Origin of the sequence: Candidatus Accumulibacter cognatus (assembly GCF_000584975.1) — a bacterium.
Classification (GTDB): Bacteria; Pseudomonadota; Gammaproteobacteria; order Burkholderiales; family Rhodocyclaceae; genus Accumulibacter; species Accumulibacter cognatus.
This window is the reverse complement of the sequence record NZ_JDST02000003.1, coordinates 84,719-101,075: the sequence shown is the minus strand read 5'-3', so window position 1 is coordinate 101,075 and position 16,357 is coordinate 84,719. Positions and strand designations below refer to the sequence as shown.

Sequence of the window (16,357 nt, the reverse complement as noted above, 5' to 3'; positions counted from 1 at the left end):
GGGCCAGGAAGGTTCTTGGTTCAGACGAGCAGCCCACGCAGTACACCCCAGGCACCGCCGAGGGCCAAGGCGCCGAAGGCAAGCATCGATACCAGGAAGCCCTTGCCGCGCGTCTTCGGATCGCATGCATAGGCCCTGGCATACCAGACCCGGCCCAACAGCCAGACGCATCCGATCCCCGTCGCCCAGAGGCTCGACAGGAAGATCGCGAACACCCACAGTACCGGCAGGAAAGCCACTGTATTCTCGAGGGTGTTCAACTGGATCCGATAAGCGATCTCGAATTGCGGGTGACCACTGGTTGCCGGCGCCTGGATGCCGAACTGGATGCGGCAGCGGCCGACATAGGCCGCACAGGCGAACAACAGCAGCGCCGTGGCGAGAGTGACCAGAGCCGGTCCTGGATAAGCATTCATGAGGTCGATCCGTATCAGGGCAGAGCAGGCAAAGACAGCGGGAAGCCGGGAAGATTCAAGATACCTGACTCCCGAGCAGGAAGTTGCCGATGCGCAGCAGACGCCGCCGCGCTGCCTCACCGTCGAGACCAGCACTCAGCGGCCCGGCGGCGACGGCCAGTTCGGCTGCCCTCTCGGGTGTCAGCAGCGCGGCGCGCTGGCTGTACTCGATGATCGCCAGCTGTTCTTCGCGTGTCAGCACACAGGGGGGGGCTTCGCTGCCGAACTCGCTACCAGCACTGGCTGGCCGGCGTGTAGCGCCATCAACATGCACCACCAGCGTACCGGCAGCCAGGTCGCCCAGGCGTTTACCCTCGGCATTAAGCAGGCTGGTGACGAAACCAGCAGCGTAGAGCAGCGGCAGGAAATCGACGCTGCGCAGCGTGTTGCGGATGAACGCGGCACTCCAGCCGACGGGGCAACCATCGTCATGGACGACCGCCAGGCCGCAGGCTTTCTTGCCCGGCGTCTGGCCGTGGCGATACACCTCGAATATGATCGGATACCCCCACTCGAGCAGGAATGCACCGAGCAACAGCAGGCCAATGCCGAAATCGCCGATCTGCCCGGCAGCCATCGCCAGCAACAGCCAGAGTCCCAGGCGGAGCAGAAAATCGAGAATCCAGGCACGCGCGCGCGTGAACGGTCCAGCCACCCGCAGTTCGATCTCGCAGCCTTCGGGCGTGGCGATGCGGCGGAGGCTGTCCAGCGGGGCGGCAAGCACAACGGTCATCGATGTTCGGCGAAGAACAGCTCCCGGTAGGCCGCGTACAGCGAAGCATAGAGCACCGGCAGCAGCACCAGCCAGCCGAGCAGCAGCGGCAGGCTGGCCAGCACTGCGGCGACCAGCACCAACAGGACGTAGACCAGAAACGACGGGAAATTGCGTAGTGCAACGAGGACGCCGGTCTTGATCGCCTGATAAGCGGACAACTCGTGAAAGAGCAACAATGGCGGCGCCAGCCAGACTGCCATGGCCAATGGCGCGAACACCAGGATCATGGCCAGAAAGGAAACCACAACGGCCCACGCGGCGGTACTCCCGGCGCCGTCGAGACCGATCGTCGCCAGCGCGGCGATTCCGGTGACGGTGGCAATGATGCCGACCGCGACGGCGACCACCAACAAAGCCAGCAGGTAGAGCAGCCCGACCATCAGCAAACCTCCCGGTTGACGCGAAAAACCGGCAAACAGGTGTTCGAAGCGAATTCCCTCGCCCTCTTCAATGGCACGACAGCCCACGCTGATGCCGCCGATGAATACCGGGATCAGCAGGTTGGCGAGGATGTTCAGGAGCGGGAGCATCCCGGCGATCAGCATCACCGCCATGAAGGCAACGGCAATGCCGATCCAGGTGCCCGGCGCAGTGCGGAACATCTCCCAGCCGCGCAACAACCACTGCAAACCGCTCCCGGCCGACACCAGCCGGCCCTCGGGAATGAAAGTGCCAAAGTTGCTTTCACTGTAGTCATACAGCCGCGCAGAAGGTCGCCTGAACGGATTGTCGTCGATCTGCATTGCGGCCCCCTGCCGTCAAAATAGTGGAGTCACGATTCTTCGCGATCGGGCAACCGGTTTCTTTGCCCGGCGGCAATGATCACACGGCGCATACTATCACGCGCCAGAACGCTTTCTGGCCCAGTAGTGATTGATCAGCGCCACCGGCAGTTGGCGCGCAGCGACGTCGAGAACTTCGACGCCACCGTGTCGCAACAGCGCCACCTGCCGCCGCCTCGTCTGCAAGTATTCAATGCCGGCAGCGCGTACCAGCGCGGCTTCAAAATCATTGACCGGCGCTTCGAGCAACTCGTCGAGTACCGCTTCGCGCAGGCTGGCAACGCTCACCGCATGACGGCGCCGCAACTGTTCGACTGCCGGCAGCAGCGTGTCGTCATCCTCGTCGCGAAGGTTGGTGACCAGAATCACCAACGCCCGTTTGCGCAGGCGCTGGCTGAGGGTTTCACTGGCGCTCAGATAGTCGGGCACCTGCAGTGACGGTTGCAGGTCGTAAACTGCATTCATCATCGCTTGCAGGGTCGCCAATGACTTGCGCGGCGGCAGCACGCGCGGTGTGGGGTGGCCAAAGGTTGCCAGTCCCACGGCGTCGCCCTGGCGCAGGGCAACCCAGGCGAGCATAAGCAAGGCGTCGAGGGTGTGGTCGAAATGCGAAAGCTCACCGTCGCGAGAACGCATCCGGACACCACAATCCAGCAGAAAGACGATCTGCTGGTCGCGTTCATCGGCGTATGCACGCGAGATCAGGCGGCCGACGCGGGAACTGGCTTTCCAGTCGATCTGCCGCGGCGAGTCGTCCTGACGATAGTCGCGCAACTGCTGGAACTCCATTCCCTCGCCACGCCGCCGACGCTGCAGGATACCGATCTGCGACAGGCGGTGATCGGTCGCCAGCAGCGTGTAATGTGCAATGCGCGCGAAATTCGGGAAGACCCGCACCACGTCCTGCTCTACGACGCTTTCTTGCAGCAACCACAGGCGCAGCGGCGACGAGCAGCGCAGGCTGACGCCTTCGAACACTTGCCGGCCGCGCTCGCTCACCGAAACCCGGTAGGCGACGCGCAGGCAGCGATCGGCGGTGACCGTGAAGCGCAGTGGCAGGCCCTCGCTGAGGAAAGCTGTCGGGTGCCGGTCGATCAGCCAGCCGGTAGCCTTCCCTGAATCGCAGTGAAGGCGCAGGCCAACGTTCTGCCAGGTTCCGACCGGCATGGCATGCGAGAGGTCGCGCTGCACGGCGATGCGGCCGCGATGGCGCCAGGCGCTTAGCGCGTCGGCAGCGGCCAGGCCGAACAGCGTTGCCGCTGCCGCCTGCCAGAGGGCCAGCAGGCTCGGCACGACGGCCACCGCCAGACCCAGCCACAGCCACAGCCCGGCAGCAAACAGCAATCTGCGGTCGGGAAGCAGCATTTGACCGTCAGGTCCGCGGCGCCGGCACACGTTCGAGCAACGCGCACAGCAGGTCGTCGGCGCTGAGCCCTTCGATCTCTGCCTCGGCGGCCGGCGTCACGCGGTGGCGCAGCGCCGGCAGCGCCACCGCCTTGATGTCGTCGGGCGTGGTGAAACCCCGCCCGGCCATCAGTGCCCGCGCCCGTGCTGCCCGCACCAGCGCGATCGGGCCACGTGGACCGGCGCCACTTGCCAGCCCCGGTGTTCCGCGACTGGCACGAACGATAGCCACGGCATAAGCAACGACGCGCTCGTCGACGGTGACATGCGCCGTCCATTGCTGCAGGCCAACCACCGTTGCCGGCTGGATCAGCGTGGCGACCGCCTCGACGTCGAGGTCACCGCCGGTTCTCGCCCTCGTCACCTGCCGGGTCAATGCCACTTCCTCCTCCTCGCTCGGGTAATCGATGCGGATCTTGAACAGAAAACGGTCGAGCTGCGCTTCCGGCAATGGGTAAGTGCCTTCCTGTTCGATCGGATTCTGGGTCGCCAGGACCATGAACGGGCGCGGCAAGGGTGAGCTTTTCCCTTCCAGGGTGACCTGTTTCTCCTGCATCGCTTCGAGAAGTGCCGCCTGCGTCTTGGCGGGCGCCCGGTTGATCTCGTCGGCAAGCAACAAATGCGTAAACACCGGCCCCTGGCGAGTGACGAAATTGGCCGTCACCGCGTCGAACAGCGTGTGGCCGACCACATCGGAGGGCATCAGGTCGGGGGTGAACTGAATGCGCCGGGTCTGACCGCCGAAGGTTCTGGCCAGAACTTTCACCAGCAGCGTCTTGCCGAGACCCGGAACACCCTCGATGAGCACATGCGCATCGGCCAGCAAACCGATCAGCACTTCGTCGATGACCGCCTGCTGGCCGATCACCGCCTTGGCGATTTCGGTGCGCAGCGCACTCAGCAGTTGTCGTGCCTGTTGGAGTTTTTCTGCCGGCAGAACCGGCACGGGGGTATTCATGGCGGGGTTCTCAGAGCTGACGTTCGAGGTCGCGCAGGGTGCGCAGGGCATCGGTAAATGCGTGCGGGGCATCGACCCGGCCATCGAGGGCGGCGGCGATGCGCTCCGCCGACAGGCCGGTGAGGGCCGCCAGGGCGGTAACCTGTATCCTGGTGGGATGAGCGGCGATGCCCGGCTGACGCAGCGCGAGGCGGTTGCGAAAATGCTCGCGCGCGGGGACCAGCAGCGTCGCCAGCGCACCCGACCGCCACAGGTAGCGAGCGACGGCAGCCAGGTGTTCGCGTAGTTCGCGGCTCGCCGGCGGCACCTCCGGCTGCGCTCTCCCGAAGCGCGGAACGATGCGCCAAAGCCAGAGGACGAGCAGCGTTGCCGCAGCGACGCACGCTGCCCCGGCATTGTCCAGTAGCCAGTCCAAAAGGGTCGGCATCTGCAGACGCGACAGCAACAGAACCTGCGGCGGTGACGAGCGGTCATGCTCGCCGAGCAGTGTCCAGAAGAGTTCGGCATGATCCATCGCGCCGATGCGCTGGTTGCTCAATTGCCGGTCAAGCTCGCTGGCGATCGTCAGGTGCCCACGACCGAGGTTGAAATGCAGGATCTGTTTCCCGACCCCGTCCGCATTCTCGCCGGCCGACCAGTCCGGTTGCCGCCCGCCGGCCTCCAGGTGTTGCCAGCTAGCGTCGATCCGCAGCGGTCGGAGCATGCCGGGCAGTGTCACTTCAAGTACGCGCTGCTGCGCGCGCGGCGCTTCCGGAAGTGTCTCGGAGTGCCTCACCCCGAGGCTGTCGAGCAGCGGATCGGCGACGCCAGGACGTTCGGCGACAGCGATCAGGTAGCCGCCGTCCTCGACCCAGGCGAGCAGGCGATGCAAGCGCTCGGGCGGCAGCCGATGTGCGCGCTGGCGATCGAGAAACAGCGTACCGCCCGCCGGCAGCCGATCGATGACGCGCGCGTCCGATTGCCGTGTCAGTTGGCCACCCATGCGCATGGTGAAGCGTTCGAGCGCCAGATAAGGATTACGCCGGGCCTCGGCCTGCGGCGCTTCGCGGTAGGTGACCGGCACCCGTTCGAGATGGTTGCCCAGCCAGCCAGCGAACAGTGCCAGCATGACGAGGGCGAAGATCGATGCCATGCGCTGGCGGCGCGTCATGGTCGTGACGCCGGCTTGCCGAACAGGACATCCCAGCCTGCCAGCAGTTCCTCGATTCGCTCGACCGGGATCGACAGGCGGCCGTAGGCCGCCATCCGCCAGGTCTCGACGATCGCATTGAAACGCCGGTCAAGCGCCTCGGGGACGCGCCCGGCGATGCGGCGCAGGCAGTCGTTTTCGGTGTCTCCAGAGGCAAAGTCGATCTGCCGCTGATGCATCAGGGCAACCAGAGCACCGCGGTAGAGCAGACTCAACGCTTCGACGCTATCGCCCTGATCCAGCGCCGCGTGCGCCGCCGCCGCCACATCCGCCGGCAGGGAAGTGGGGCGCAGGTCGAGACCGAACAGAAACTCCGGAGCCATGGGTGCAGTGCGCACGCGCAATCCGGCCTGCCGATGGCGAAGCACCAGAAATATCGCCGCCGCCAAAGCGAAGCCGGAGAAGATCCAGAGCAGGCTCCTGAGCCACTCGGCGAGGATTTCGAGGATCCGCAAGATTCCCATGATCCAGTTGCTCTGATGGTCATCGAGGTTGTCAACAGGCGAACTCGACGGCTGCCAGCGCCAACGCCAACGCAAGTCGTTCTTGACCTGACCGAAAACCGGATCGGCGAGGACTGCGTCGATCGTCTGCCTGGCCATGCTGGGCGGCTGCGGCACTTCTTCGGCATGCACGGGTGCCGCTGGCGGCACCGCCAGTGCCAGGAAAACTACCAGCAGCGATGTCGTGATGGCTGTCGGAGACTGCCGCTCGGCCAGGCGTCGGAATGCAAGCTCGATATCCCAGGCTTCGAGTTCGCTGCGCCGGTTCAGATAGAGCGAAAACCCCGAGGCCACATAGAGCGGCTCGACCACCGTTTCGGCAAGCATGAACATCAGGTTGCCGGCGAAATACCCGGCAGTCGAGCGCTCGCCCCCGAACCACTGCCAGGGCGACAGATCCTGCCCATTTCCCGGTACCAGCACCAGCAGCACGATCACGATCGAAACCAGAAGAATCGTTGACATGTTGGCGCAAAAGAAGGTCAGCCAGACAGCCTGCGCCCGGCAGCGCCTCGACAACAGCCGGAAACGCGCACGCGCGCGCGCGCCGGTCTGCTGCTCGAGCTGCCATACCGGCAGCAGCAGCGAGCGTGCCAGGCTGCCGCGGCGCAGCGTCAGGCCGGAGACGACGCCCGGCCCGCGCAGCAGCCGCGGCAGTGCGCGCAGCAGGTCGCGCATGCGACACTCGTCGCCGAAGACCGAACGGCTGAAAACGAATAGCAGTACCCGGTCGAACAGTGGCTTCAGCCACCACAGCACGAGCATCGCGTATTCCGGCCACGGCCACATGACGAGCAGAATGACGACCCCGACCGGCCAATAGGTCGCGAACCAGGCGCGGTAGACCCGACCGCTCCAGTGGCGCAACAGCACACGCCCTAGATCCAGCGCCTCCCAGGGGCTGCGCCGGCGCAACCGGACGGTCATCTGCTCAAGTTGCACGGGATCGGCGTCCAGCCAGCAGCAGATAGGCGCCGGTGAGTAACCAGAAAGCGCAACCGACCGCAATCTTGACTGCCAGCGGCAAGCCGCGCAGAGGCGACCAGAAAGCCTCGATGAATGCGGCCAGAAAGGTCAATGCCGCCGCGCCATAAAGCAGCCTCACCGCAACGCGGCCGTTCTCCTGCAAGGCCACCAGGCGCGTCCGGAGACCTGGCGCAAGTAGCGCCATCCCGAGCTTCAGTCCGGCAGCGCCGGCAAGCACCGCGCCGGTCAATTCGAAAGCGCTGTGGCCGGCGACAAAACCCCAGAACGTCTCGACCAGGCCGATCTGCGTCAGATGACCGGCAATCGCCCCGATGTAGAGGCCGTTGTAGAGCAGATAGAATACCGTGCCGAGACCAAAGGCGATGCCACCGGCGAATGACTGAAAATCGATGCGCACATTGTGGCCGATATAGAAAGCCCACATCGCCCACTCGCTCGACGCTGTGCGTGGACGGCCGAAGTGCGGGGCCGCCGGCGAGTACATCTCTTCGATCTCGCTGACGGTATCCGGTGAGAGCAGCAGGAAAGCAGCATCGGGCCAGACCTGAATGGCCATCAGCATTGCCAGCAGGGGCCCCAGCAGAAGCAGCATCGCGGCGACAACGACCCGCCACTCGCCGCGCACCAGCACCGGCAAATCGCCGGCGAAGAAACTGAGCAAGGCATTGCCTTCGGGCTTTGCAGCTCCGTAGATGTACTGATGGACAGCCAGCACGCGCTGTTGCAGCTCCTCGGCCAGCGTCGCCGAATAATTCCGGTCACGTACCAGCGCCAGGTCATGGCACAGGCGGCGAAAGCGCTGCGGCAAGCCGGCAGGATCGATGGCGAGCAGCTCCGGCATGGCAGCGACAGGCCGTTTCGCTGGCGCCAGCCAGCGGTCCCAAGCCTGCCATTCTGCCTGCCGGCGAGCAATGTATTGGCGTTCCTTCACAAGGCAGTACGCAATCAGTAAGCGGTCAGCGTCATCAGGATGTCGGCATACCAGGCGCAATTGAGGCCCAGCGCTTCATCGAGCTTGCGGTCTCGACCGCCGACGTCGAGCCGCGCCGAATGAATACCGAGCAGTAGCCACGGCAGATCGCCGCGCGTCGGATCCTGGCCGTAGGTGCGCATGACGACCGCTGCGCCGCTGGTGCCGCGGTGCGTACGCGCATCGGTCAGAAAGTACCCTTCGCCCTTGAAGCGCAGGCCGAATGACGATGACAGCACTGCTTGCCGAACCACCGGCATGTGGTGCAGGGTGTCGTGGAAGCCGAGTGGAAAACCGACCACCAGCAACGAACTGCCGACCTCGACGGCGTCCCCGCAGGCGGGCAGATGCCCAGGAGTGAAGGCGCGATAGAGAGTCGCGGCCGGCAGGGCGCTGCGGTCGATCTCGATCACCGCCACGTCGATGTCCCCAGCTGTGTCCAGTCCCTGCCGCCAAAGGCTTTTTCCCCCGTTGTACAGCGGAATCGAGAACCTCGTCGACCCGGCCAGGTTGTTCGGGTCGATGTGTAACTCGATCTCGATACGACTGGGGAAATGCCGGCTCGGCTTGTCGAGCAGCACATGCCGGCTGGTCACCAGAAACAGTCGCTGGTCGCGCGCGAAGAAAAACCCACTCGCGTTCGTCAGAGGCCACTGCTGCTCGAAAGTGCAGATGCGCGCAGCGGTGAGCAGAATGGTGTCAAACATGGAACATGAAAACTTGAATCCGGAAGATGAACGGGGTTGATTGATTGAATGCTGGTCTTGCCATCACTGTAGGGTATGAGGTATCTGCTTACGCTGCGCCAACCCGATCTGTGCGCTACCCGTGACACGCCTTCAGCGCAACCGACTACTTCTTGTTCTCGCCTTCCGGGCTGGGCGGCGAGGCATCCTGCTTCGGCGCATCGCCGAGCACCGTTTTCAGCGGGCAGATCGAAAACGCCGGACATTTCTTGCAACCGGCAACAATGGCGATTGGACACAGAGTCATGGCAATGCTCCTTCAGAGTGGCAACCTCCCTAGCATACAACGGTTTAAGTCACGTAGATCAGCTTAGCCCGACGGAAGCCGACACCCCAGCCGAAGCTTTCACTCCTGCCTTTCCGCCGGACGTATTGCCGCCCAATACGGAAGACACATTTCTTCACACCCGGTTTGATCAGGCATCTTGCTTCGCTTTACAGCATATGTTCGAGAAAAGCCTGCGTACGCGGATGCTCCGGACTCGCAAACATTTCGCCCGCCGGACGCGCCTCGACGATCTCGCCTTCGTCCATGAAGACGACGTTGGTCGACACCTCGCGGGCGAAAGCCATTTCGTGGGTCACCACAAGCATCGTCATGTGCTCTTCGGCAAGCTGGCGCATGCTGCGCAGGACTTCGCCGGTGAGTTCTGGGTCGAGCGCCGAAGTCGGCTCGTCGAAGAGCATGATGTCGGGTTCCATGGCCAGTGCTCGAGCGATGGCGACGCGCTGTTTCTGGCCGCCAGAAAGGCGTGATGGATAACTGTCACGCTTGTCGAGCAGGCCGACCTTGCGCAGCAATTCCTCGGCTTTGGGAATGATCGTCGCTCGCGCCAGACCCTTGACGGTGATCGGTGCTTCGATGATGTTCTGCAGTACGGTGAGGTGCGGAAACAGATTGAACTGCTGGAAAACCATTCCCATCTTGCGGCAGATGCGGCGCAGCTCGGTATCCTGCGCGTAGCGGCAGACACCGGCGGCGTCAGTACTCACCAGCGTTTCGCCCGCGATCACGACGGCACCGGAATCGATGCTCTCGAGGTGGTTGAGGCAGCGCAGAAAGGTGCTCTTGCCCGACCCCGACGGGCCGATGACCGCAACGACGTCACCCCGGTCGACTTCTAGCGAGACACCCTTGAGGACATCGACGACGCCAAAACGCTTGCGGATATCACGTGCGACGATCATCGGCAGCACGCCGGACAGCTTATTCGTCGTAGACGGCATGTCGCTTTTCCAGGTAGTTGAATCCCCAGGTCAGGGCCAGCGTCATCAGCAGGTAGAAGGCGGCGGCGACGACGAAGGGCATGGTCGTGAAATCGCGCTGGACGATCCCCCGCGCGGCGCGCAAGAGGTCGTTCATCGCCAACACATAGATCAGCGAAGTATCCTTGACTAGGGTAATGGTTTCGTTGCTCATCGGCGGCAGGATGCGTTTGACGACCTGCGGCAGGACGATGCGGCGCATGGTCTGGCCATACGTCAGGCCGAGCACCCTGGCCGCCTCGTACTGCCCACGCTCGATCGACTGGATGCCGGCGCGAAAGATTTCGGCAAAATAAGCGGCGTAATTGAGGACGAAAGCGACGATCGCCGCCGGGAAATCCGGCAAGCGTACGCCGATCACTGGCACAAAGGGCAAGGCAAAGTAGATGAACAGCATCTGCAGCATCAGCGGCGTGCCACGCATCAGCCAGATATAGCCATTGACGATGCTACTCGCAAGCCGAAAGTGTGAGACGCGCAGCAGCGCCAGGACGAGCCCGAGCGGCACCGAGAGCAGCAAGGTCAGCAGGAAGACCTGCAGCGTCACCGCCGTCCCCGCGAGCAGCGGGCCGAGAATCTGGATGATGTAGTCCATGGAGTCAGCCTGGTCAGCCGAAAGGCGCGGCACTGGCGGAAAGCAGCAGCGAAGCGCAGCTTGCGCAGAATCTCTTGCCGCGTAGAGGCAGCGCGAGAATCCCCTTCCGTTTCTTGCCGGGGAATGCCTTCCCGATCGGCAAGATACAGAATTACTTGACGATGTTCTTGCCGAACCACTCGCTGGAAATGCGGGCAGCGGCACCGTCTTTCTTCATTTCATCCATGGTCTTTTGCAGTTTGCCGAGCAGCTCGGTGTCGTCCTTGCGGACACCGACGCCATATTCCTCTGTGCCGAAATGGTCTTCGAGCACGAGGTATTCGCCGGGTTTCTTGGCCAGGTAATAGCGGCCGACGACTTCGTCCACGACCAGCGCGTCGAGGCGACCGGTCGAAAGGTCCATCAGCGCCGTGACGTTGTCGCCGTACTTCCTGACTTCCTTGATCGATTTGGCGACGCCATCCTTCTCGACCGCTTCGACCGCGCTGCTGCCTTCCTGCAGTCCGACGATCTTGCCGGCGAGGTCAGCCTTGCTCTTGACCGGCGACTTGGCGGTGACCACGACGATCTGCCGGTTTTCCAGGTAAGGCGTGGTGAAGGCGATCTTTTCCTTGCGTTGCTCGGTGATCGTCAGACCGTTCCACAGGGCGTCAACGCGCTTGCCGTTGAGTTCGGCCTCCTTGGCGTTCCAGTCGATCGGCTTGAACTCGACCTCGGCACCGAGACGCCTGGCTGCTTCACGCGCGAGGTCGATGTCGAAACCGACCAGCTTGTTCTCCTTGTCGCGGAAACCCATCGGCGGGAAGTTGTCGTCGAGGCCGACGACGATTCTGGTGACCGCAACCGGCTGGGCCGCCGCCTGCGACTTCGGCGCCTCCTGCTTGCCACAGCCAATGAGCAGGACGCTGGTAGCCAGCGCGCCGAGCAGCAATGAAATTTTCATACATTTTTCCCTGATTGAATGGACATGAAGTAGCACGAGATCGCCTGTTGTCCCGGCAGCCGACCGATTTTTTGAGGATGGCGAGTACAAACCTCGAACAGGCGGCGATTATCCCGGAAAATGAGTCCCTCAAGCCTTTTTCCCCAGCAAAACACTTTCTCGAAAGCCCATTCCCATGCGTTCTCCCCCTCTCGCCGGCCTGCGTGTCCTCGACCTGACACGACTCTTGCCGGGGCCTCTGGCCAGCATGCATCTCGCCGACCTCGGCGCCGACGTGATCAAGATCGAAGATACCGGCGCCGGTGACTACGCGCGTAGCGCCGGTGCAGTGCACGGCGACATCAGCTACTTTCAGCTCGTGAACCGCAACAAGCGCAGCCTCACCCTCGACCTCAAGCAGGCTGCCGGTGTCGCGGCATTCATGCGCCTCGCCGCGACCGCCGATGTCATCCTCGAAGGCTTTCGCCCTGGCGTGGTAGACAAACTCGGGATCGGCTACCAGGCAGTGTGTGCGATCAACCCGCGCATCGTGTACTGCGCGATCACCGGCTATGGGCAGAACGGGCCGTATCGTGACCGTGCCGGCCACGATCTCAACTACCTCGGCTATTGCGGTCTGCTCGACCAGATCGGCGTCGCCGGCGGCACCCCTGCAATACCGAACTTCCAGATCGGCGACCTGCTCGGCGGCTCCTTGAGTGCGCTGGTCGGCGTCCTCGCGGCCGTCCACGATGCCCGCGGCAGCGGCAGCGGCCGCTACGTCGATGTGGCGATGGCCGACGCGGTTTTCGCACACACGATCTTTCCCTTGCTGGCCGTACTTGGACTCGGCCGGGCCTTGCCCCGCGGCGAGGACGTGCTCTCCGGCGGCATGCCCAGTTACGGGGTTTACGCAACCAGCGATGGCCGCCATTTGGCGGTCAGTGCGATGGAACCGAAGTTCTGGGAGATGTTGTGCAAGGCCATCGACCGCCCGGACCTCAAGCCTTTCGCTTTCGCGACCGGTGCCGAAGGCCAGCGCATCCGCCACGAACTCGAAGCCGCTTTCGCAAAGCGCAGCTTTGCCGAATGGACGGCGCTGTTCGAGCGCGTCGATTGCTGCGTCACGCCGGTGCTTCGTTTCGAGGAGAGCCTGCAGAACGAACAGTTGCGGGCGCGCGGAATGATCGTCGAGGTCGCCGGCGTCAGGCAGTTCGCACCGCCCTTCAAAATCAGTGAACTGCCTTTTGAAACCCGTCTGCCGCCACCGGAAGCCGGCGAGCACAGCGAGGAGATTCTGCGCGAGAGCGGTTTCAGTGCCGACGAGATCGCCGACTTGCGCGCGCAGAAGGTGATCTGAGAGGCATCTCCTTCAAGGTATTTTGACCGTGGCGTCGCAGAGGAAAAGGGCGGTGGAGAGATGTTTGCGAACCACAGCGGCATCGACATCAAACCCGGGCTGTTCCTTCTTGGAGGAGCGCTTTCAGGTGGCCACACGGCGCGGTGAGACTTGACTGTCGTGAATCTGTTGCTGGAACACGGCGGCGTCGATCGACAGTCCCTTATCGAGGAGAAGAATGGTCCGCGCTCGCCGACGTTCGCGCCAGTATCTGTCACGCTCGTCTATCTGCTTGAGTTGGCCGCCTTCCTCATCGGTGAGCGTCAGCGTTCTGGCCTTACGGGACAGGGCGAGGCTTTCGGGAGGTGGGGGTGGCAAGTATTCGCGCATAAGTCGGAGGATTTTTCCGGAAGCGCTTATCAGAGCCTGGAACACTTGCGGAAGTGGCGATGGATTTCCTATCCTTTGGTGGCAAACTTGCCGGCAGCCGGGAGAGCCAAGCGATGAAGGACGCGAATCTGCAATCGGCAAGCGCGCGCAGTGCCGGTGGCGAGGCCGTGTGCCGGCTGGCCTTCTGGAGCGCTGGCGCGCACGCTGCGGCGCAGGCCGAACAGCAACTCGCGCGCTGTGGACCGAACGTCCTGCGCGGGAAGTCTGAGCCGGCGCTGATCGTCGAATTCCTGGCCCGTTTTCGCAACCCGCTGGTACTCGTCCTGCTTGCCGCCAGCGGGATTTCCGCGCTGACCGGCGAAGAAGCGAGCTTCCTGATCGTCGTGGCCAGCGTCACCCTCGATTTCTTCCAGGAGTACCGCGCAGGACAGGCAGCCGAGCGCCTCAGCGAATCGGTCACCGTTCGCGCCAAGGTGCTGCGCAACGGGCGCGAGACCAGCATAGCCGCTACGACGGTCGTTCCGGGCGACGTCATCGTCGTGGCTGCTGGCGATCTGGTGCCTGCCGACAGCGTGCTCATCGAGGCGAAGGACCTCTTTGTCAATCAGTCGTTGCTGACCGGCGAGTCGTTCCCCGCCGAAAAACGCGCGCAAACGCCAACGGGCGCGAGCACCGACCCGAGTTGCGCCAGCAATGCCCTGTTCATGGGCACTTCGATCATCAGCGGAACGGGCAAGGCGCTCGTCTGCCGCACGGGACGATCGAGCGAATTGGGCGAGATCGGCGAAGCGCTGGGGCGGCGAGCACCGCCTACAGCCTTCGAGCACGGAACGCGCCAATTCGGCATGCTGATCATGCGTCTCACGGTTCTGCTGGTGCTCTTCGTGTTGCTGGTCAACACGCTGCTGCACCGGCCGTTGCTCGAATCGTTTCTTTTCGCCATCGCGCTGGCCGTGGGACTCACTCCCGAGCTGCTGCCGATGATTGTCTCGGTCACGCTGTCGCGTGGCGCGCTGCGCATGGCGCAACATGAGGTGATCGTCAAGCATCTGCCGGCAATCCACAACCTCGGCAGCATGGACGTGTTGTGCACCGACAAGACGGGAACGCTGACCGAAGCACGGATCCGCCTCGAGCGGCACGTCAACGTCGCTGGCCAGGACAGCGTAGAGGTACTGCACCTGGCCTTCCTGAACAGCTTCTTTGAAACCGGTCTGCGCAGCCCGCTCGACGCGGCGATCCTCGAACACCAGGAAATCGACGTCAGTGCATGGCGCAAGATCGACGAAGTCCCTTTCGACTTCGAGCGCCGGCGCGTCTCGGTGCTCGTCGATGACGGGCAGCACCGGCGCCTCGTCGTCAAGGGAGCGCCGGAAGACATTCTCGGACTGTCGACGCACTGCGCTGACGATTCGGGCCAGTTGCAGTGCCTCGACGAGCAGACGCTGGCGCGCGCCATGGCGGTACACGACCTGCTCGCCGCCGATGGCTTTCGTGTTCTTGGCATCGCCTGGCGCGACGTCGCTACCGAGCACATACACGCGCGCATCGACGACGAGACCGAACTGACGCTGGCCGGCTTTGCCGCCTTTCTCGATCCGCCGAAAGCCGGAGCAGCCGCCGCGCTGGCCGCGTTGCAGGCCAGCGGTGTCAGCGTCAAGGTGGTCACCGGCGACAACGAGCTCGTCACGCGTCACGTCTGTGCCGAGCTCGGCCTGGCGATCAGCGGCGTTCTCCTCGGCAGTGAAATCGAAAATCTCGACGATCCGGCGCTGCTCGCGCGTGTCGAACGCGTCAACGCCTTCTGTCGCGTCACGCCGGCACAGAAGAATCGCGTGATTCTGGCGCTGAAGGCGGGCGGCCACACGGTTGGCTACCTCGGCGACGGCGTCAACGACGCCCCTTCGCTGCACTCGGCCGACGTCGGCATATCCGTTGACAGCGCGGTCGATGTGGCAAAAGCTGCCGCCGAGATGATCCTCCTGCGCCACGACCTTGGCGTCCTCCACGAAGGGGTCATTGAAGGCCGGCGTACGTTCGGCAACATCATGAAGTACATCATGATGGGTACCAGCTCGAACTTCGGCAACATGTTCAGCATGGCCGGCGCGACGCTGTTTCTGCCTTTTCTGCCGATGCTCCCGGTGCAGGTGCTGCTGAACAACCTCCTCTACGACATCTCAGAAGTGCCGATTCCGTTGGATCGCGTAGATGACGATTACCTAGCGCAGCCTCGTCACTGGGACATGAACTTCATCCGCAACTTCATGCTGGCGATCGGCCCGGTCAGCTCGCTCTTCGATTTTCTGACCTTCGCCGCGTTGATCGTCCTGTTCCAGGCCGGCGAGGGACTGTTCCGCACCGGCTGGTTCATTGAATCGATCGCCACACAGGTTCTCGTGATCTTCGTCATCCGCACGCGTGGCGCCGCGCTGCATAGCCGGCCGAACCCGATGCTCGCGCTGGCCTCGCTGGCCGTCGTCGCTCTCGCCTTTGTGCTGCCGTTCACCCCCGCGGCGGCGCACCTCGGGTTCGTCGCACCGCCGCCGCAGTTCTTCGTCTTCGTCGCGCTGATGACTGCTCTCTACCTGTGCGCAGTCGAAATCGTCAAGCGCGCTTTCTATCGCCGCTTCGGCCACGGCCCGACGGCCAGCTAGCGTCGGCATGGCGATTCGCCCGGCAGCGACGGAGTTGCACCTGGCGAACACCGAACATCTGATGTCATCGTTATATCATCTTTCTGTAGTGTGATACACGGTTGCGCTGGCTCTCTTTGCGATGGTGAAAGGCCATGTACTCCTCGAAGTCGCCGCTGGCACAAAGCGAGCGCAAGCGGAACACCGCTTCAGCACCGTCGTGACCCGGCGAACGCGTGCAGCGGTAGGTTTCCCGTCGGACCGACGGGAAGTCTTGCGCAATGACGCTGATCCTGGCGCCACGGATCGCTCGGCGCAGCGCCGGCGCGCTCCGGCTTACGCCGAGGGAAAATGCCCTGCCGCCCTGCTCGCGGCAATGGACGATTTCTGCCGGACCGTCCGGCCAAGGGCCATACCGAACGCGGTCAAGGCACTTGCGG

The 16,357-nt window shown here is 63.5% G+C and carries 16 protein-coding genes; 2 read left to right on the top strand and 14 right to left on the bottom strand.

The window, feature by feature from the left end; all coding sequences use genetic code 11:
• Positions 1 to 20 precede the first annotated feature (20 nt).
• The 13 genes from AW06_RS00715 to AW06_RS00660 all read right to left on the bottom strand — a co-directional run bounded on the left by AW06_RS00715 (position 21) and on the right by AW06_RS00660 (position 11,573).
• Entirely contained in the window at positions 21 to 416 is a 396-nt protein-coding gene (locus tag AW06_RS00715) for an MAPEG family protein (protein ID WP_034943977.1), read from the bottom strand.
• 55 nt (positions 417 to 471) lie between these two features.
• Positions 472 to 1,188: an RDD family protein gene (locus AW06_RS00710; protein ID WP_046534946.1), complete on the bottom strand. Its 717-nt coding sequence runs from the start codon at positions 1,186 to 1,188 to the stop codon at positions 472 to 474.
• Entirely contained in the window at positions 1,185 to 1,973 is a 789-nt protein-coding gene (locus tag AW06_RS00705; RefSeq protein WP_034943974.1) for a BPSS1780 family membrane protein, read from the bottom strand. Before AW06_RS00705 ends, AW06_RS00710 begins: the two co-directional genes overlap by 4 nt.
• Before the next feature lie 96 nt (positions 1,974 to 2,069).
• A complete protein-coding gene (locus tag AW06_RS00700) occupies positions 2,070 to 3,377 on the bottom strand; it encodes a DUF58 domain-containing protein (protein ID WP_034943971.1) in 1,308 nt (435 codons plus the stop codon).
• Between the two features lie 7 nt (positions 3,378 to 3,384).
• Positions 3,385 to 4,374 (bottom strand): MoxR family ATPase, encoded by a 990-nt coding sequence (locus tag AW06_RS00695; RefSeq protein WP_034943968.1) that lies wholly within the window; start codon positions 4,372 to 4,374, stop codon positions 3,385 to 3,387.
• Between the two features lie 10 nt (positions 4,375 to 4,384).
• A complete protein-coding gene (locus tag AW06_RS00690) occupies positions 4,385 to 5,524 on the bottom strand; it encodes a DUF4350 domain-containing protein (protein WP_034943965.1) in 1,140 nt (379 codons plus the stop codon).
• Positions 5,521 to 7,008, bottom strand: coding sequence for a hypothetical protein (locus AW06_RS00685; RefSeq protein WP_273704260.1), 1,488 nt, complete (start codon positions 7,006 to 7,008; stop codon positions 5,521 to 5,523). Before AW06_RS00685 ends, AW06_RS00690 begins: the two co-directional genes overlap by 4 nt.
• Positions 6,998 to 7,984, bottom strand: coding sequence for a stage II sporulation protein M (locus AW06_RS00680; RefSeq protein ID WP_034943959.1), 987 nt, complete (start codon positions 7,982 to 7,984; stop codon positions 6,998 to 7,000). The genes AW06_RS00685 and AW06_RS00680 overlap by 11 nt, the downstream gene beginning before the upstream one ends.
• A 14-nt stretch (positions 7,985 to 7,998) precedes the next feature.
• Positions 7,999 to 8,730 (bottom strand): serine protease, encoded by a 732-nt coding sequence (locus AW06_RS00675; RefSeq protein ID WP_034943956.1) that lies wholly within the window; start codon positions 8,728 to 8,730, stop codon positions 7,999 to 8,001.
• Between the two features lie 145 nt (positions 8,731 to 8,875).
• Entirely contained in the window at positions 8,876 to 9,016 is a 141-nt protein-coding gene (locus tag AW06_RS19590; RefSeq protein ID WP_171047405.1) for a hypothetical protein, read from the bottom strand.
• Between the two features lie 188 nt (positions 9,017 to 9,204).
• Entirely contained in the window at positions 9,205 to 9,957 is a 753-nt protein-coding gene (locus AW06_RS00670; RefSeq protein ID WP_034944084.1) for an amino acid ABC transporter ATP-binding protein, read from the bottom strand.
• A gap of 19 nt (positions 9,958 to 9,976) precedes the next feature.
• On the bottom strand, positions 9,977 to 10,630 hold the full coding sequence (locus tag AW06_RS00665) for an amino acid ABC transporter permease (protein WP_034943953.1): 654 nt from the start codon (positions 10,628 to 10,630) through the stop codon (positions 9,977 to 9,979).
• Positions 10,631 to 10,781: 151 nt separating this feature from the next.
• Complete coding sequence (locus AW06_RS00660; RefSeq protein ID WP_034943950.1) at positions 10,782 to 11,573, bottom strand: amino acid ABC transporter substrate-binding protein; 792 nt, start codon at positions 11,571 to 11,573, stop codon at positions 10,782 to 10,784.
• A gap of 175 nt (positions 11,574 to 11,748) precedes the next feature.
• Between AW06_RS00660 and AW06_RS00655 the strand changes: the two genes are divergently transcribed.
• Complete coding sequence (locus AW06_RS00655) at positions 11,749 to 12,912, top strand: CaiB/BaiF CoA-transferase family protein (RefSeq protein ID WP_034943947.1); 1,164 nt, start codon at positions 11,749 to 11,751, stop codon at positions 12,910 to 12,912.
• Positions 12,913 to 13,035: 123 nt separating this feature from the next.
• Here the strand turns inward: AW06_RS00655 and AW06_RS00650 are convergent, their stop codons facing one another.
• Positions 13,036 to 13,281, bottom strand: a complete 246-nt coding sequence (locus AW06_RS00650) for a hypothetical protein (protein ID WP_034943944.1) — start codon at positions 13,279 to 13,281, stop codon at positions 13,036 to 13,038.
• Positions 13,282 to 13,340: 59 nt separating this feature from the next.
• Here AW06_RS00650 and mgtA point away from each other — a divergent pair, with 59 nt between their 5' ends.
• A complete protein-coding gene (mgtA, locus tag AW06_RS00645) occupies positions 13,341 to 15,938 on the top strand; it encodes a magnesium-translocating P-type ATPase (protein ID WP_273704259.1) in 2,598 nt (865 codons plus the stop codon).
• Positions 15,939 to 16,357: the final 419 nt, after the last annotated feature.

Bases quoted from the DNA above. Each gene is read 5' to 3' on its own strand.
- AW06_RS00715 (WP_034943977.1), bottom strand. From the start codon at position 416: ATGAATGCTTATCCAGGACCGGCTCTGGTCACTCTCGCCACGGCGCTG.
- AW06_RS00710 (WP_046534946.1), bottom strand. From the start codon at position 1,188: ATGACCGTTGTGCTTGCCGCCCCGCTGGACAGCCTCCGCCGCATCGCC.
- AW06_RS00705 (WP_034943974.1), bottom strand. From the start codon at position 1,973: ATGCAGATCGACGACAATCCGTTCAGGCGACCTTCTGCGCGGCTGTAT.
- AW06_RS00700 (WP_034943971.1), bottom strand. From the start codon at position 3,377: ATGCTGCTTCCCGACCGCAGATTGCTGTTTGCTGCCGGGCTGTGGCTG.
- AW06_RS00695 (WP_034943968.1), bottom strand. From the start codon at position 4,374: ATGAATACCCCCGTGCCGGTTCTGCCGGCAGAAAAACTCCAACAGGCA.
- AW06_RS00690 (WP_034943965.1), bottom strand. From the start codon at position 5,524: ATGACGCGCCGCCAGCGCATGGCATCGATCTTCGCCCTCGTCATGCTG.
- AW06_RS00675 (WP_034943956.1), bottom strand. From the start codon at position 8,730: ATGTTTGACACCATTCTGCTCACCGCTGCGCGCATCTGCACTTTCGAG.
- AW06_RS19590 (WP_171047405.1), bottom strand. From the start codon at position 9,016: ATGACTCTGTGTCCAATCGCCATTGTTGCCGGTTGCAAGAAATGTCCG.
- AW06_RS00670 (WP_034944084.1), bottom strand. From the start codon at position 9,957: ATGATCGTCGCACGTGATATCCGCAAGCGTTTTGGCGTCGTCGATGTC.
- AW06_RS00665 (WP_034943953.1), bottom strand. From the start codon at position 10,630: ATGGACTACATCATCCAGATTCTCGGCCCGCTGCTCGCGGGGACGGCG.
- AW06_RS00660 (WP_034943950.1), bottom strand. From the start codon at position 11,573: ATGAAAATTTCATTGCTGCTCGGCGCGCTGGCTACCAGCGTCCTGCTC.
- AW06_RS00655 (WP_034943947.1), top strand. From the start codon at position 11,749: ATGCGTTCTCCCCCTCTCGCCGGCCTGCGTGTCCTCGACCTGACACGA.
- AW06_RS00650 (WP_034943944.1), bottom strand. From the start codon at position 13,281: ATGCGCGAATACTTGCCACCCCCACCTCCCGAAAGCCTCGCCCTGTCC.
- mgtA (WP_273704259.1), top strand. From the start codon at position 13,341: ATGGATTTCCTATCCTTTGGTGGCAAACTTGCCGGCAGCCGGGAGAGC.